This is a genomic window from Streptomyces hygroscopicus subsp. hygroscopicus, assembly GCF_030269125.1.
GTDB classification, from domain to species: Bacteria; Actinomycetota; Actinomycetes; order Streptomycetales; family Streptomycetaceae; genus Streptomyces; species Streptomyces hygroscopicus_C.
This window is the reverse complement of record NZ_BSSM01000007.1, coordinates 199,629-214,159: the sequence shown is the minus strand read 5'-3', so window position 1 is coordinate 214,159 and position 14,531 is coordinate 199,629. Positions and strand designations below refer to the sequence as shown.

Below are 14,531 nucleotides of genomic sequence, written 5' to 3'. Positions count from 1 at the left end.
TCGATGGATGCCCGGCCGGTGCCTCGCGGGGTGGTCGCCGCCGGGCCGGTGCCGTCAGAACACCGACAGTCCGGTCAGGGTCGTGAAGCGGTCCAGGGCCGCCACGCCCGCAACCGAGTTGCCGCGCTCGTCCAGGCCCGGACTCCACACGCACAGCGTGCAGCGGCCCGGTACGACCGCGATGATCCCGCCGCCGACGCCGCTCTTGCCGGGCAGCCCCACCCGGTAGGCGAAGTCGCCGGCCGCGTCGTACGTGCCGCAGGTCAGCATCACCGCGTTGACCTGCTTGGCCTGACTGCGGCTGAGCAGGCGGCTGCCGTCGGCGCGGACGCCGTGCCGGGCGAGGAAGCCGGTGGCGAGGGCGAGGTCGGCGCAGGAGGCGGCGATGGAGCACTGGCGGAAGTACTGGTCGAGCAGGACCGGCACCTCGTTGTCGATGTTGCCGTACGACGCCATGAAGTGGGCGAGGGCGGCGTTGCGGTCGCCGTGCGTGGTCTCGGAGGCGGCGACCTCCTGGTCGAAGTCCAGTGCGGGGTTCCCGCTCTCGGCGCGCAGGAAGTCGAGCAGTTCGCCGGCCGCGTCCCCGGTACGGGTCTGGAGGCGGTCGGTGACCACGAGGGCGCCCGCGTTGATGAACGGGTTGCGCGGGATGCCGTTCTCGTACTCCAGCTGCACCAGGGAGTTGAACGGGTTGCCCGAGGGCTCGCGGCCCACGTGCTCCCAGAGTTCGTCGCCCTCGCGGGCGAGGTCCAGGGCGAGGGTGAACACCTTGGTGATGGACTGGGTGGAGAACGGCTCCTGCCACTCCCCCACCCCGTACACCGTGCCGTCCGGCTCGGCGACGGCCATGCCGAAGCTGCGGGGGTCGCGGGCGGCGAGCGCGGGGATGTAGTCGGCGGCGCGTCCCCGTCCCGGTGTGTGCTCCAGTTCCTCGGCTATGCGCTCCAGGACCGGCAGGAAGGTGGGGGACGACGTCGTTGTCATGATCACCATTGTGCCTCCGTACCGTTCCGGGAGCCCACTCGCCCGTGCCCCGCGATGCCCCGTCGCCGCGGCTCAGGCGGACGGTGCCCCGCTGCCCGCGACGATCTCGGGGCGCAGCAGCCCGGCCAGCGTCTCGGCCGGCAACAGGCCCTTCTCCAGGACCAGTTCGGCGACCCCGCGACCGGTGGCGAGCGCCTCCTTGGCGATCTCGGTGGCCGCCGTGTAGCCGATGTGCGGGTTGAGCGCGGTGACCAGTCCGATGGAGTTCTCCACGCTCGCGCGCAGCCGCTCGGTGTTCGCGGTGATGCCGTCGACACAGCGCTCGGCCAGCGTCAGGCAGGCCCGCTCCAGGTGGGTGACGGACTCCGACAGGGAGTGCAGGATGATCGGCTCGAAGGCGTTGAGCTGGAGCTGTCCGGCCTCGGCGGCCATGGTGATGGCCACATCGTTGCCGATCACCTCGAAGGCGACCTGGTTGACCACCTCGGGGATGACCGGGTTGACCTTGCCCGGCATGATGGACGAACCGGCCTGCACCGGCGGCAGGTTGATCTCGCCGAACCCGGCGCGCGGCCCCGAGGACAGCAGCCGCAGGTCGTTGCAGCTCTTGGAGAGCTTCACCGCGATCCGCTTGAGCACGCCGGACATCTGCACGAACGCCCCGCAGTCCTGGGTGGCCTCGACCAGGTTGGCGGCGGTGACCAGCGGCAGCCCGGTGATCACGGAAAGGTGCCGGCGGGCGGCCTCGGCGTACCCGGACGGAGCGTTGATCCCGGTGCCGATGGCCGTGGCGCCCAGATTGATCTCATGGATCAACTCGACGGCCTCGGCGAGACGGCTGCGGTCCTCCTCGATCATGACGGCGAATGCGGAGAACTCCTGACCGAGCGTCATCGGTACCGCGTCCTGCAACTGCGTACGGCCCATCTTGAGCACGTCACGGAACTGGACGGACTTTCCCGCGAAGGCGTCCTGGAGTACGGCCATCGCCTTGAGCAGTCCACGGACCGCGAACACCGTCGCTATCTTGACGGCGGTCGGGTAGACGTCGTTGGTCGACTGGCTGAGGTTGACGTCCTCGTTGGGGTGCAGACGCGTGTACTCGCCCTTGGCCCGGCCGAGCAGCTCCAACGCCCGGTTCGCCACGACCTCGTTGGCGTTCATGTTGGTCGACGTGCCGGCGCCGCCCTGGATGACGTCCACGACGAACTGCTCGTGCAGCTCGCCCCGGCGGATCTCCCGGCAGGCGGCCACGATCGCCCGCGCCTTGTCAGGCGCCAGCAGCCCGAGTTCCTCGTTGGCGAGCGCGGCGGCCTCCTTCACGGCGGCCAGGGCGTCGATCAGGTGCGGGTACGCCGAGATCGGCATCCCGGTGATGGGGAAGTTCTCGGTCGCCCGCAGGGTGTGAATGCCCCAGTAGGCGTCGGCGGGCACGTCCCGGTCGCCGAGGAGGTCGTGTTCGCGCCGGGTGGTGGTCATGAAGGTGCTCGACTTTCTGCGTTACGGAAGGGGAAGCGCCCCGTCGGGGGCGGAGGGCGTCATCGATGCGCGGCTGCCGCCGCGCGGGCGCGATCAGCCGGGAACGGCCCGCGGGTCTCCCGGCACCGGCCGAGTCGTTCAGCCGCCCGCGGCAGCCGGGGCCCCGAGCTCGTCCACGACCCGAACGGCTCCCACCGGAACCCCGCCCCCGAGCAAGGGCGCTCCCGAGAACGCGCCCAGGAGCGCGGGGTCCACGCCCGCGAGCGCCAGCGCGGCCGCCGCGACCGGCACCCGCGCCCGGTCCGCGCCGTCGGCTATCTTCACGGCGATCGCGCGCCCGTCCGGCAGCGCGGCGACCTGCACCCCCTCGAAGCCGTCCTTGGCGAGCAGCCCCGGAACGGCCCGCATCAGCGCGGCGACGTCGCGGTTCTCGCCGGACGCCATCTCCGCGTGGCCCCGCATGGCGTCGGCGACCCTCGCCTCGGCCGTTCCGGGTGCGGCGGACGTGATCCGGGACAGCGCGCGGGCAAGCCCCCGCAGGGAGACGGCGAACAGGGGCGCGCCGCAGCCGTCGACGGTGACGTGGGCGACGCGCTGCCCGGTGAGGTCCTCGACGGTCTCCCGGATCGCCCGCTGGAGCGGGTGCGCCGGATCCAGGTAGTCCGGCAGCGACCAGTCGTTCAGCCGCGCGGTCCACAGCATCGCCGCGTGCTTGCCGGAGCAGTTCTGGGCGAGCCGGGAGGGCGTCCGGCCGTCGCGGACCCAGGTGTCGCGGACGGCGGGGTCGAAGGGCATGTCGGGGACGTTGCGCAGGTCGTCCTCGCCGAGCCCGGCCAGTTCGAGGATGCGCCGGGTGCCGGCGAGGTGGCGCTCCTCGCCCGAGTGGCTGGCGGCGGCCAGGGACAGCAGCTCGCCGTCCAGCGGCAGCCCGGCCCGCAGCATGGCGACGGCCTGGAGGGGCTTCACCGCCGAGCGGGGGTAGAACGCGGCCTCTACGTCGCCGAGCCGGAACGGGACGGCGCCGTCGGCGCCGAGGACGACGACGGAGCCGTAGTGGACGCCCTCGACCACGCCGCCGCGGACGAGGTGGGCGACGGGGGCGTGGCGGGGTGCGCGGACGACGGGCGCGTCGGCGGGGAAGCTGGTGTCCATGTCTGCCTGCATCAAGGGGTCGGGGCGGCCGGTTCGCGGGTCACGCGGCGGCGCGCCGGTGGGGGTGGTGCGCGGGGCCAGGGGCGTGGTCGGGCCCGCGGCCGCTGCCGGGCCGGCGGCGGGGCACGGTGGTGCGTCCGGCGCCGGCGTCGGTGTGCGGGAGGGTCAGGGTGCGCTCACGCCTCGGGGCCGCCGTGCGCGGCCGGGTCCGGCCGCCGGGGGCGCACGATGTCGGTGAGGGTGCGTTCGACGCGGTCGAGGTGGTGGCTCATCGCCGCCACCGCGTCCTGTTCGGAGCCCTCGACGAGCGCCTCGACGATCGCGCGGTGCTCGCGGTCGGACTGCTCGCGGCGGCCGCCGAGCTCGTTCAGGAAGGCCGACTGGCGCGCCAGGGCGTCGCGGATCTCCTCGATGACCCGGCGGAAGACCGGGTTCTGGGCGGCCTCGGCCACGGTGAGGTGGAAGACGGTGTCCATGGCGACCCACGCGGTGGTGTCCGTCTCCCGCTCCATGCGCTCCAGCAGATGGGCCAGGCGGTCCAGGTGGTCCGGGGTGCGGCGCAGGGCCGCGTAGCCGGCGACCGGGATCTCTATGTGCCGGCGGACCTCCAGCAGATCGCTGGCCGCGTAGTCGCCGAAGGTGGGGTCCTCCACCGCGTCGGCGACGACGAAGGTGCCCTTGCCGGTCCGGGAGACCGTGAGGCCCATCGTCTGGAGCGCGCGCAGGGCCTCGCGCAGCACGGGCCGGGAGACATTGAGGGTGCGGCCCAGCTCGGCCTCGGAGGGCAGCTTGTCGCCGATGGCGTACTCACCGCGTTCGATGGCGCCGCGGAGGTGGCCGAGGACCGCTTCCATCGCGCTCACGCGCCGGGGACCAGGGCCACCTGTCTGGCTGTCTGACAGGTTCACGAGCCGATCGTGCGCGCCGCCCGGCCGCTCTGTCAAGGCGACGGTTGAACGCACGCGGGGTGCGGCGCCCGTGGTCCGGGCCGCCGCACCCCGCGGGGTGGCCGAAAGGTTACGCCTCAGGCGTTGAGCACACCGGAGGCGAGCAGGCCGAGCAGGCCCACACCGATGATGACGCGGTAGATCACGAAGGCGTTGAAGGAGTGCTTGGCGACGAACTTCAGCAGCCAGGCGATCGAGGCGTAGGCCACGATGAAGGAGACGACGGTGCCGACGGCCAGCGGGGCGGCGCCCACGCCCGCGCCCAGGGCGTCCTTCAGCTCGTAGATGCCCGCGCCGGTCAGCGCGGGGATGCCGAGGAAGAAGGAGAGGCGGGTCGCGGCGACGCGGTCCAGGTCCAGCACGAGCGCGGTGGACATGGTGGCGCCGGAGCGGGAGAAGCCGGGGAAGAGCAGGGCGAGGATCTGCGAGCAGCCGACCCACATCGCGTCCTTGAAGGAGGTGTCGTCCTCACCGCGCTTGTGGCGGCCCATCTGGTCCGCGCACCACATCACACCGGAGCCGACGATCAGCGAACCGGCCACCACCCACAGCGAGGCCAGCGGCCCGTCGATCAGCGGCTTGGCGGCGAGACCCACCACGACGATCGGGATCGTCGCGGCGATCACCCACCAGGCGAACTTGTAGTCGTGGTGGTAGCGCTCCTCGCGATGGGCCAGACCGCGGAACCAGGCGGAAACGATCCGCTTGATGTCCTTGAAGAAGTACACGAGCACGGCGGCGATGGCGCCGACCTGGATGACGGCGGAGAACCCGACGACGGACTTGTCGTCGACGGGGATGTCCATGAGCCCCTCGGCGATCTTGAGATGGCCGGTGGAGGACACCGGGAGGAACTCGGTCACCCCCTCGACGACTCCGAGGACGACGGCCTGACCGACAGAGATGGCGCTCATGGGATCCAGTTCTGAGGAGAGTAGGTCGACAGTGTTGTAGACAGTACTTGCTGTGTCCTGCGGCCTGCCAAGCGCCCGGCCTACAGAGCGCCGGCGAGCCAGAACCTGGTGAAGGCCGCGGCCAGCCCGGCCGCCACGCCGGCGACGACGTTCACCGCAGCGTAGAGGCCGGCGCCGGCCTCGGTCAGCCGCAGGGTCTCGTAGGAGAAGGTCGAGTACGTGCTCAGCGCCCCGCACAGACCGGTGCCGAGCAGGAGTTGCGCCCGGGGTCCCGCGGCCCCGGTGGCGACCGCGCCGGTGACCAGCCCGAGGATCAGGCTGCCGGCGACGTTGACCACGAAGGTGCCCCAGGGGAAGACCGAGTCGTGCCGGGCCTGCACGGCGCGGTCGGTGAGGTAGCGCGCGGGTGCGCCGACCACGGCCCCGGCCACGACGAGCAGCCAGTTCACAACGGTTCCTCACCTTCCGGCCCCGCCGCGGGGTCCGGGCCGGGCGCGCGCCCGACGTACCGTACGACCTCGCACTCGTCCAGCGTGACCAGGCCCTCGCGGACCAGCTCGTCCAGCTGGGGTAGGAAGGCCCTGATCCGCTCCTCGGTGTCCACGACGACCACCGCGACCGGCAGGTCCTCACTCAGCGAGAGCAGGCGGGAGGTGTGGATGCGGGAGGAGGCGCCGAAGCCCTCGATGCCCCGGAAGACGCTGGCGCCCGCGAGCCCGGCGGCGTGCGCGCGGTGCACGATCTCGCTGTAGAGGGGCCTGCGGTGCCAGGTGTCGTCCTCGCCGATGTAGACGGTCAGCCGCAGCGCGCGACCGGTGAGCGAGGTCATGGCTGTTCCCTCCTGGTCAGCACCCGGCGGGCGGTGGCCGAGGCGAGCCACACCGCGGCGAGGGCCGCGCAGGGCGTCGCCACGAGATAGGCGAGGCCGATCTCGGGGCGGCCGGACTCGACCAGCCTGCGGATGTCGACGGTGTAGGTGGAGAAGGTGGTGAAGCCGCCGAGGACGCCCGTGCCGAAGAAGGGGCGGACGAGGCGGTGGGCGGCCCACACCTCGGTGATGAACACCATGAACACGCCCATCACGGCGCAGCCGATCAGGTTGGTCCAGAAGGTCGCCCAGGGGAAGCCGTCGGGCGGCGCGGGCCAGGCGAGCGCCAGCCCGTAGCGGCCGCACGCGCCGAGGGCGCCACCGAAGGCGACCACCGCGACGATCGGGCCCTGGGCACGCCACCGCGTCCGCCGGCGCGGTGCGGGGCGGGCGCGAAGGGTCTCGGCTTCGGGGGTTGTCATCGCTTCGTACGTCTCCTGCTCGGCCGACCCCCGGTGGGTGATCACGGCCGGGCACCAGACTACCGCCGCCCCGGCCGCGCCCCGGTCACGCGGGGGCCGCCGACCGGGCTGTTCACCCGCCCTTCTCCGGCGGGTCGGCCCTCCTTAAAGAAGAGGGGTCGATTCTTCGAAGAAGAGGGGTCGACCCCTTGAAGAAGAGGGCCGGCTCGTCGAGAAAGAAGAGGGCCGGCTCGTCGAGATGCGGGCCCGGCTCATCGAGATGCGGGCCCGGTTCTCGGGAGGCGGGCTCAGCGCGCCCCCGGTCGGACGAGTCCCGACTCGTAGGCGAGGACCACCGCCTGGGCGCGGTCACGCAGGCCGAGCTTGGCGAAGATGCGGGCCACATGGGATTTGACGGTGGCCTCGCTGAGGGTCAGCTCGGTGGCCAGCTCGGTGTTGGACATGCCCCGCCCCAGCAGGAGCAGCACCTCGCGCTCGCGGGGCGTGAGGGCGGCGAGGTCGGCGGGCGGGCGCTCGGGGGGCCGTCCGGCCTCGGCCGCGTACCGCTCCACCAGGCGCCGGGTGATCTGCGGGGCGAGCAGGGCGTCGCCGGTGCCGACCAGACGGACGGCCGCCGCCAGGTGCTCCGGGGTGACGTCCTTGAGCAGGAAGCCGCTGGCCCCGATCGACAGGGCCGTGTACACGTACCGGTCCAGGTCGAAGGTGGTGAGCATGAGCACCCGGACGCCGGGGTCGCGGGCCAGGATCCGCCGGGTCGCCTCCAGCCCGTCCACGTCGGGCATGCGGATGTCCATGAGGACGACGTCCGGCTTCAGCTCCCCCGCCGCCGCGATCGCCTCGGCACCGTCCGCGGCCTCGCCGACCACCTCGATGCCCCGGGCGTTGAGGATCAGCCGGAAGCCGGTCCGGATCAGCGTCTGGTCGTCGGCGATCAGCACGCGGGGCGACCGCTCGGGCGCGTCCGGTGTCACGGGCGGTCCAGGGGTATGCGGGCCCGGACCCGGTATCCACCGCCGAGTCTGCGCCGGGCGTCGAGGTCGCCGCCGTACACGGCGACCCGTTCGCGCAGGCCGAGCAGTCCGCGGCCGGCGCCCTCGGGGTGCGGCCGCGGACCTGCCGGGGTGGCCGGTGCGGTCGGCGCGGTGCCGGTCAGCACGCTCGGGCCGCTGTTGAGGACCTCGACGCGCAGGGCGTGGCCCGCGTAGCGCACGCTGACCTCCGCCTTGCCGCCGTCGCCGTGGCGCAGCGCATTGGTCAGGGCCTCCTGGATGATGCGGTAGGCCGTCACGTCGACGCCCTGGGGCAGCGGGCGGGGCTCGCCGGAGACACGGACCTCGACGGGCAGCCCGGCGAACGATATGCGGTCCACCAGCGGGCCCAGCCGGCCGAGACCGGGCTGCGGCGCGAGGGGCGCGGCCCCCGCACCCGCGTCCGGACCCGGACCGGTGTCGGTGCCGTCCTGCGCGGGGGCCAGCAGGCCGAGCAGGTGCCTGAGGTCGGTCATGGCGCCCCGGCCCGCGTCCTCGACGGCCCTCAGCGCGGTCGCGGCCTCGTCCGGCATGGTGCCCAGCACCTCGCGCGCGGCGCTCGCCTGCACGACCATCAGGCCCACGTTGTGACTCACGATGTCGTGCAACTCTCGGGCGATGCGGTCCCGTTCGGCCGCGACGGCGGTCTCCGCGGCGCTCTCGCGCTCCCGCTCCAGCAGCCAGCCGCGCTCCCCGACCGCCGCCCGCCAGCGGCGCCGGGTGCGCACCAGCACCACGGCCAGTCCCAGGGCGACCGCGCACACCGCCGCGAGCGCCGCCGCCAGCACCTCGTACTCCCCCATGCCGTTCATGGTGGCAGACGGCACTGACAACCGCCTCGGCCCGGGGATCCAGAGCCCTCAATCCCGAGGATGAGACCCCGGGCGCGGTGCCGCCCGAGGGGGGATGCCCGTGCCAGGGCCGCACCCATAGCGTCCTGGCCATGGTCACTGAGGAGAGATCGGCAGACACCGTCGTACGGCTCGACGGGGTGCGCAAGGAGTACGGCGAGACGGTCGCCCTGGACGGGGTGTCGCTGGGGATCCGGGCCGGGGAGGCGGTCGCGGTGATGGGGCCCTCGGGGTGCGGCAAGTCCACGCTGCTCAACATGATCGCCGGGCTGGACCGGCCGACGGCGGGCAGCGTCGTCGTGCACGGGGAGAACATCGGGGAGTTGGGCGAGAAGGGGCTCGCGCTGTACCGGCGGCGGCGGATCGGCATGATCTTCCAGTTCTTCAACCTCGTGGACGACCTGTCCGCGCTGGACAACGTGGCGCTGGCCGCGCAGTTGACCGGCACCCCCGCCCGGCAGGCGCGGCGGCGGGCGCTGGAACTGTTCGAGGAGCTGGGCATCGCCGAGCGGCGCAACGCCTACCCGGCGGTGCTCAGCGGAGGCGAGCGCCAACGGGTCGCGGTGGCAAGGGCGTTGATGAACCGGCCCGCGCTGCTGCTGGCCGACGAGCCGACCGGCGCGCTGGACAGCCGGGCCGGGGAGCAGGTGATGGACCTGCTGATCGACCTCAACCAGATCGGCCAGACCCTGGTCGTCGTCACCCACGACGAGCGCCTCGCGCAGCGCTGCGCGAGCCGTCTGGTACTGCTGGCCGACGGCCGGGTGACCGGTGAGCACGCCCTGGAGCCCTCCGCATGAGGGCGGTGTGGCTGGCGGCGCGGGCGGCGGTGCGCCGGCGCAGGGTGCAGACGCTGGTGATCTGGCTGGTCACCCTGGTGTCCACGGGGTCGCTGGTGGTGGCGTTGGGGCTGGTGGACGCCGCGTCGGCGCCGTTCGACCACGCCTTCGCGAAGCTCAACGGGCCGCACGTGGTGGCCGAGTTCGACCGCGGCAAGGTGTCGGACGGCCGCCTCGCGCGCGCCGCGCGACAGCCGGGGGTCGAGGCGGTCGCGGGGCCGTTCCCGCAGGCCACGGTCGACATTCCGCGCGACACGGGGAACTTCGGTCTGGGCGGCGAGATCACGGTCGTCGGCCGCGCGGACCCGAAAGGCGCGGTGGACCGGGTCGACCTGTGGGCGGGGCGGTGGCCCGTCCGGCCGGGCGAGGTGGTGCTGAACCGGCAGTCCGACTGGACCGCGGACGACCTCGGCAAGCGGTTCCGCATGCCCTCGGGTCCGACCCTGAGGATCGTCGGGTTCGCCTTCGATCTCAGCCACACGGCGGACGCCTGGGTCACCCCGGGGCAGATCGGCGCCCTGCACCCCACGGCCAGCCAGCTGCTGCTCCGGTTCCGGGACGCGTCGTCGCAGAGCGCGCTGCGCGCCGGACTCGCCACGGTGACCGACGGGCTGCCGCGGGGTTCGGTCAACGGCTCGCAGACGTACCTGGCGCTCAAGCACCGGATCGGCGGCAGCGCCCGCGCGTACGCGCCGTACCTGATGGCCTTCGGCATCCTCGGGATCCTGGTGGCGGTGCTCATCGTCGCCCATGTGGTCGGCGGGGCGGTGGTCTCCGGGTTCCGGCACATCGGCATCCTCAAGGCACTGGGTTTCACGCCGGGGCAGGTGCTCGGCGTCTATCTGGCGATGGTCTCCGTGCCGGCCGTACTGGGCTGCGCGCTCGGTACGCTCGGCGGCGATCTGCTCGCCGGACCCTTCCTCCGGTTCGTGTTCACGGGGCCCGCCTCCGGGGTGTTGCACGACAGCCTGGGGATCGCGCCGTGGGTGAACCTGCTCGCCCTGCTCGGCATGCCCCTGGTCTGTGTGCTCGCCGCGCTCGGCCCCTCGGTGCGGGCGCGGCGGCTGCCGGCGGCGCGGGCCGTCAGCGCGGGCAGCGCCCCGCGGGCCGGGCGGGCGCTGGGCGTCCAGCGGCGCCTGGCCGGTACCCGGCTGCCCCGGTCGGTCAGTCTCGGTGTCGGGCTGCCGTTCGCCCGTCCGGCGCGCAGCGCGGTGACGCTGGCCGCCGTGGTCCTGGGCGTGGCGACGGTGACGTTCGCGGCCGGCCTCGCGGCGACGCTGAACGGCTTCGGAAGCGGTGGCCACCCTTACGACGTCACGGTGTACGTGGGCGACATCCGGCACGGCAAGGAGGTGCGGCCGGTGCACAGCGACCCCGAACTCCAGTCGCTGCTGCGGTCGTTGCCGGGGGCGTCGCGGATCACGGCGCGCTCGGACGACGAGGTGCTCCTCGCCGGCGGCACCCAGCCCGTGATGCTGGAGGGCCGACGCGGCGACGTGACCCTCGACAGCGTGCTCACGGCGGGCCGGTGGGCGCGCCGGAGGGGGGAGGTGGTGGCCGCGACGCCGTTCCTGCGGCGCAACGGACTGGAGGTCGGGGAGCGGCTGCGCCTGCGCAAGGACGGCCGCGAGGAGCGGGTGACCGTCGTCGGGGCGACGATGGACACCAACGACCGGCTGGTCATCGGCGCCTGGCCGACGGTCACCGCCCTCATCCCGAGGGCGGCGCCGATCGCGTACCACGTCACGCTGCGCGCGGGCGCGTCCCCCGGGGCGTACGCCCGTGCCGTCCGGGCCGCCGACCCGGGTCTCGCACCGCAGCCGAACGGCCCGAACAACGTCACCGGCACCATCGTGGGCTCCGCGACCGCGCTGACCCTCATGCTGGCCCTGGTCGCCTCGCTCGGGGTTTTCAACACGGCCGTCCTGAACACCCACGACCGGCGGCGCGACCTGGGCATGCTGAAGTCGATCGGGATGACGCCGCGCCAGGTCACCGTGATGACGGTGACGTCGATGGCGGTGCTCGGGGTGGCGGGCTCGCTGCTGGGCGTGCCGTTGGGCATCGTCACGCACCGGCTGGTGGTGCCGCGGATGGCCGGCGGGTTGGACATCAGCCTGCCCCCGTCCATGACGGAGGTCTGGCACGCGCCGCTGCTCGCGCTGGTGGCGCCGGCGGGGGTGCTGATCGCGGTGCTGGGCGCGCTGGTACCGGCGCGGCGCGCGGCCCGGCTCACCGTGGCGGAGGTGCTGCACAGCGAGTGAGGCGCGGCGGAACAGGGCCGTGACCGGTCGGGAAAGGGTCACGACCGGTCCGGGGCGAGGGTCACGACCGGTCCGGGTCGGGAGTCGCGACCGAGCGCAGACGCCGTGACCGAGCGGGACGGCGGGTCGTGACTGACCGACCGGGCCCCTGACCCGTCGGGGCCGGGGTCGTGACCGGTCAGGATTCGAGAAGCCGTGGCGGGCTCCCCCGGCCTAGCGTGGGAGCACCGACGGGAAAGCCCGTCGGACCTCGTATCCCCCGCCTTCCAAGGAGTGAGTTCCATGACCGCCGGCGTGCAGACGATCATCTACCCCGTCAAGGACCCGGAGCGGGCCAAGGCCCTGTTCGGCGCGCTGCTGGGCGTCGAGCCGTACGCCGACGAGCCGTACTACATCGGTTTCAGGAGCGCAGGGCAGGATGTCGGCCTCGACCCGAACGGCCACGCGCAGGGGCTGACCGGGCCGGTGCCGTTCTGGCACGTCACGGATCTGCGGGAGCGGCTGGCGGCACTGGTGGCGGCGGGCGCGGAGATCGTCCAGGACGCCCGGGACGTCGGCAACGGCAGGCTCGTGGCCTCGGTGAAGGACGCCGACGGCAACATGGTGGGCCTGCTCCAGGATCCCGCCACCGAAAAGTAGTTGCACGCTCAACAAGTGGCCGGATCGGTGCTACCGTTCCGGTATGGCAGTGAAAACGGCCGATGCCCGGCTCGAGGAGCGCTGGCGGGACATCCTCGCCGTGCACGCGCGCACGATGTGTGAGATAGACCGTGCGCTGCACCCCTACGGGCTGGGCGCCAGCGACTTCGAGGTGCTGGACATCCTGGCCGCAGAGTCGCCCGGCGACGGCGACCACTGCCGGGTGCAGAACCTGGTCGGACGGGTGCATCTCAGCCAGAGCGCCCTGTCCCGGCTGATCGGCCGGCTGGAGAAGGACGGCCTGGTGGAACGCTCGGTGTGCGCCGAGGACCGCCGCGGCGTCTGGGTCGCCCTCACCGGCAAGGGCCGCGACCTGCACTCCGAGGTACTCCCGGTCCAACGCGCGGTCCTGGGCCGGATGTTGGCCGAGCGGGAGCGCTAGCTAGGGACTCCCCGGCGGGTCGTCGGGACGCCGGTCCACCGGGCGGCGCGGCGGGATCGGGGTCGTCGGGAAGTCGCGCGGGCCGGTCCACAGGGACGGTACGGCGTCGCAGCGGCGGCACAGTTCGTAGGCGACGGACTCGTAGTTGACCCGCCAGCCGCGGAAGTGGGGCCATGCCTCCTCCGGCGTGCGCTCGGCGCGGAAGCCGGCCGAGTCCAGCATCGCCACAGCCGCGTCGAACTCCGCGTAGGTGAGCCGGATCGGCGCGGTGGGCGAGGGGTCGGAGTCGTACGGGGCGCGCACCGCGCGGGCGATGTCGCGCAGGGCGCTGAACCCGGCGCGCAGCACCAGACGGGCCTCCGGCGGCGCGGTCTTCGGGTCCAGCGCGAGCTGGAGCGCGGCCGCGTCCATCACGGCGACCAGTCCCACCAGCCAGCTGCGGTACGGGCGCGGGGAGCGGAAGGTCAGCAGGACCGGATAGGTGGAGTGGCTCTCCCCCATGTCCGAGGCCAGCCGCTCCCAGGCGCGGTACAGCTCCGGCAGCGCGGTCTCCGTGTCGACCAGCCACTGCCGGGCCAGGATCTCCGGGCCCCAGGAGGGCTCACCGGCCCTGGCCTGGAGGAGGGTGACCTCCACCTCGCGGCGGTTGTAGGCGGCGTAGAGGGTCGGCAGATAGGCGATCTGGAGCGCGATCAGGACCGGCCCGGTCGCCGCGGCGACGAAGTCAAGCGCCGACAGCCGCCATCGGGCGCCGCTGGCGAAGCCGAGCGTGAACAGGCTGGAGCCGGCCTCGCGGAACGCGGTGGACCAGGACAGCGGGGACAGCGCGAACAGCAGCAGTCCGAAGCCGAGGAAGGCCCCGGCGAGCCAGCTGGCGAGCATGCCGATGAGCATGAGCGGCGCCAGCCAGGTCTGGACACGGTCGATAGCCTCGTAGCCCCTGCCGAAGGTGGTCAGCCGAAGAAGCCTCCGAAGCAGCCACCAGAGGCGGAAGACGAGGGAGGAGTAGAGGCCCCGGGGGACGACGAGGGTACGGAGGATGCTGCTCAGCACGACGAGGAGGAGAAGGGCGCCTGCCGTGCCGGCGATGTATTCCATGAGGCCATTCTGGCGCCCTCGGAGGGTGGTGATCACTTCGGGCACGGCCGCCGGTTCATGGTGGCCGGCGGCGTCCACGCGGCGGAGCCGCGCATCGGTGTCCGCCCCGCCCTTCGCGGCCCCTCGGCTCAGCGGGCCAGCAGCGTGCGCACCCCCTGCGACGTCAGTGTCAGCGCGTGCTCGGAGCTGCCGTCTATCGCCAGGGAGATCTCCTCGTCCGGCCACTGGGAGGCCAGGGCGCCCAGCGGGATGAGGCGGTAGCGGGAGATGAAGGGCAGGAGTTCGGCCATCTCGTTCTCGGTGGTGAAGACGGGGACGACCGGATCGCCTCCGGGCTGCTCCAGGACGGGCAGGGCCACCGTCGTGGCGTCGGCGCCCTCGCCGTCGATCGCCTCGTCCGGCACGGGGACGAGTACGTCGCTGTGGGCGAGGGTGTCCAGGGCCCTCTGGTCCTCGGCGTTGGCGACCAGGGCGTCCAGCGCCTGCTGGGCGGGCGTCGGCAGGGCGTCGTGTGCGGGTGTCTCCATGGCAGATCCCCAGGTAGCGGTGGTCGTAAGGGCCACCCGGACGGACTGCCCGGGTGGGCTCCCGCCTCGCGTACCCG

The 14,531-nt window shown here is 73.1% G+C and carries 16 protein-coding genes; 4 read left to right on the top strand and 12 right to left on the bottom strand.

Features of this window, described 5'->3' with window-relative positions:
* Window positions 1–54: 54 nt before the first annotated feature.
* The 10 genes from QSK45_RS18000 to QSK45_RS17955 form a co-directional block, all read right to left on the bottom strand.
* Window positions 55–993: a glutaminase gene (locus QSK45_RS18000; RefSeq protein WP_285558028.1), complete on the bottom strand. Its 939-nt coding sequence runs from the start codon at window positions 991–993 to the stop codon at window positions 55–57.
* Between the two features lie 63 nt (window positions 994–1,056).
* The gene (aspA, locus tag QSK45_RS17995; RefSeq protein ID WP_285558026.1) at window positions 1,057–2,463 is read right to left on the bottom strand and encodes an aspartate ammonia-lyase; all 1,407 of its coding nucleotides are present in this window, start codon (window positions 2,461–2,463) and stop codon (window positions 1,057–1,059) included.
* 138 nt (window positions 2,464–2,601) lie between these two features.
* On the bottom strand, window positions 2,602–3,615 hold the full coding sequence (locus QSK45_RS17990; protein WP_285558025.1) for an asparaginase: 1,014 nt from the start codon (window positions 3,613–3,615) through the stop codon (window positions 2,602–2,604).
* 176 nt (window positions 3,616–3,791) lie between these two features.
* Window positions 3,792–4,469: a FadR/GntR family transcriptional regulator gene (locus QSK45_RS17985; RefSeq protein ID WP_285558293.1), complete on the bottom strand. Its 678-nt coding sequence runs from the start codon at window positions 4,467–4,469 to the stop codon at window positions 3,792–3,794.
* 170 nt (window positions 4,470–4,639) lie between these two features.
* The gene (locus QSK45_RS17980; RefSeq protein WP_285558023.1) at window positions 4,640–5,476 is read right to left on the bottom strand and encodes an undecaprenyl-diphosphate phosphatase; all 837 of its coding nucleotides are present in this window, start codon (window positions 5,474–5,476) and stop codon (window positions 4,640–4,642) included.
* An 80-nt stretch (window positions 5,477–5,556) separates the two neighbouring features.
* Entirely contained in the window at window positions 5,557–5,925 is a 369-nt protein-coding gene (crcB, locus tag QSK45_RS17975; protein ID WP_285558022.1) for a fluoride efflux transporter CrcB, read from the bottom strand.
* Window positions 5,922–6,305: a DUF190 domain-containing protein gene (locus tag QSK45_RS17970; RefSeq protein WP_285558021.1), complete on the bottom strand. Its 384-nt coding sequence runs from the start codon at window positions 6,303–6,305 to the stop codon at window positions 5,922–5,924. Before QSK45_RS17970 ends, crcB (QSK45_RS17975) begins: the two co-directional genes overlap by 4 nt.
* The gene (gene crcB, locus QSK45_RS17965) at window positions 6,302–6,766 is read right to left on the bottom strand and encodes a fluoride efflux transporter CrcB (protein ID WP_285558019.1); all 465 of its coding nucleotides are present in this window, start codon (window positions 6,764–6,766) and stop codon (window positions 6,302–6,304) included. The genes QSK45_RS17970 and crcB (QSK45_RS17965) overlap by 4 nt, the downstream gene beginning before the upstream one ends.
* A 287-nt stretch (window positions 6,767–7,053) precedes the next feature.
* Window positions 7,054–7,737: a response regulator gene (locus tag QSK45_RS17960; RefSeq protein ID WP_285558018.1), complete on the bottom strand. Its 684-nt coding sequence runs from the start codon at window positions 7,735–7,737 to the stop codon at window positions 7,054–7,056.
* Entirely contained in the window at window positions 7,734–8,597 is an 864-nt protein-coding gene (locus tag QSK45_RS17955; RefSeq protein WP_285558016.1) for a sensor histidine kinase, read from the bottom strand. Before QSK45_RS17955 ends, QSK45_RS17960 begins: the two co-directional genes overlap by 4 nt.
* 140 nt (window positions 8,598–8,737) lie before the next feature.
* On the opposite strand from QSK45_RS17955, the gene QSK45_RS17950 reads away from it, so the two are divergent.
* From QSK45_RS17950 to QSK45_RS17935, 4 genes are all read left to right on the top strand, one after another.
* Window positions 8,738–9,445 carry an ABC transporter ATP-binding protein gene (locus QSK45_RS17950; RefSeq protein ID WP_285558015.1) on the top strand — a complete coding sequence of 236 codons (708 nt, stop codon included), beginning with the start codon at window positions 8,738–8,740 and terminating at the stop codon, window positions 9,443–9,445.
* A complete protein-coding gene (locus tag QSK45_RS17945; protein ID WP_285558013.1) occupies window positions 9,442–11,748 on the top strand; it encodes an ABC transporter permease in 2,307 nt (768 codons plus the stop codon). The genes QSK45_RS17950 and QSK45_RS17945 overlap by 4 nt, the downstream gene beginning before the upstream one ends.
* Window positions 11,749–12,030: 282 nt before the next feature.
* On the top strand, window positions 12,031–12,387 hold the full coding sequence (locus QSK45_RS17940) for a VOC family protein (RefSeq protein ID WP_285558011.1): 357 nt from the start codon (window positions 12,031–12,033) through the stop codon (window positions 12,385–12,387).
* Between the two features lie 43 nt (window positions 12,388–12,430).
* On the top strand, window positions 12,431–12,829 hold the full coding sequence (locus tag QSK45_RS17935; RefSeq protein WP_285558010.1) for a MarR family winged helix-turn-helix transcriptional regulator: 399 nt from the start codon (window positions 12,431–12,433) through the stop codon (window positions 12,827–12,829).
* Here the strand turns inward: QSK45_RS17935 and QSK45_RS17930 are convergent, their stop codons facing one another.
* Both QSK45_RS17930 and QSK45_RS17925 read right to left on the bottom strand, forming a co-directional pair.
* On the bottom strand, window positions 12,830–13,927 hold the full coding sequence (locus QSK45_RS17930) for a hypothetical protein (RefSeq protein ID WP_285558009.1): 1,098 nt from the start codon (window positions 13,925–13,927) through the stop codon (window positions 12,830–12,832).
* 128 nt (window positions 13,928–14,055) lie between these two features.
* Window positions 14,056–14,454 carry an SseB family protein gene (locus QSK45_RS17925; RefSeq protein WP_285558007.1) on the bottom strand — a complete coding sequence of 133 codons (399 nt, stop codon included), beginning with the start codon at window positions 14,452–14,454 and terminating at the stop codon, window positions 14,056–14,058.
* Between the last annotated feature and the right edge of the window lie 77 nt (window positions 14,455–14,531).